Here is a 1,341-nt window from a genome sequence, read left to right on the forward strand (position 1 = left end):
CGGTATTTCGTGGCTCTAAAGCTCGAAGCGCTACACGCCCTATTTGGGGCAAGATGCCGAAAAGGAAATGTTCAACTAGATGCTAATACACTGAATCATCAGCAAAATGTGAGAGCAGGCTGTTAAGTTTTTTACAAGTAAAAATTTTCTGTCACAGTCGATTTTGTTCACAAAATAAATAATAAAACGGTCGCATAGTGAGATATTCCGCACACCATCAAAATGTAAATTTTTATAGGAGGAGTAAGGGGGGATGATAGGGGAGGAGAATATCTCAGCCCCAAAACTGTGATTAACTTCTATAAAAAATGGGGTGATATTTCGCCTTTAAAAATAAGTTACGCTGATATTGAATAAAATAACGCCAACAGACACTTAGAAGCTTCAGATTTTGCGGTAATGGTCGTTATATAATAAAGGCTGCCGATATTGGTCGGCATGTGATTTTCAAGACTCCCCGGTAGGGAGTTCATTTGGGCCCTGACTAAAAAAGAGGCTATCTATGAGTAGTATGGGCATTGCCAATGCGGCAACTGGCCCTTCACTCGTCCTGATATTTGTTTGGATGATCTCATTGTCGATGCGAAGGCAACGGCTGGAGACCGAGAGGAAAGCGCGTGAAGCTGCGTATCGTAAAGCGATGCAAAAGGCGCGCGAGCAAGAACGCAAAGAGCGTGAGTTTAAAGCAGAAACTGGCCACATCCCGACGATTTTGTTTTTAGCGAAAGAAGCTGAGCGGGACAACGTTCGACAAGCGCTGTATTGGTACGACAAAGCGGCGAAGTTGGATAACGTGACAGGCATGTACGGCATTGTGCGCCTTAGTGAGCGCATGCGAGAAGATGTGATCTTAAAAGAGCAGGCGAACTTTTGGCGAACTGCCATCGCGGGCATGGAAGGTGATATTGAAGCGAAGTTCACGACAGGTAAAGCACTGGTGTTTGGTCGAGGGGTAGAGAAGAACATCCCGAAAGGCCATCAACTCATCGAAACGGCGGCCGAAGAAGGTTGCGTTGCTGCGATGCTTTACATGGGAGAGTGGCAGCTCTCGCCTGAAAATACTTCAGGCCATAAAGCCGATGCGCTTTACTGGTTTATGAAAGCGGCAGAAAAAGACAGTGCAGAAGGCAAAATTCAAGTCGGCTTGTGTTATCTAAACGGCATTGGCGCAGACAAGAGCATGGTGAAAGGTTGCTATTGGCTGGAACGTGCTGCTGAGGGCGGCAGCGCAGAAGCGATGTACCATGCAGGCGAAGCATGGAAAGACAGAGGCAAAACAGGCAATGCGATTGCGTATGTTTGGTTGTTTCTTTCTGCCAATATGGGTTATCAACCAGCTCG

At 46.5% G+C, this 1,341-nt stretch carries 1 protein-coding gene; it reads left to right on the plus strand.

Annotation, left to right across the window (positions count from 1 at the left end; genetic code table 11):
- Positions 1-502: 502 nt before the first annotated feature.
- The coding region (locus R7Q47_RS24765) for a tetratricopeptide repeat protein (RefSeq protein WP_318089922.1) at positions 503-1,341 on the plus strand (839 nt) is incomplete at its 3' end.

The organism is Vibrio sp. Vb0349 (assembly GCF_033338975.1).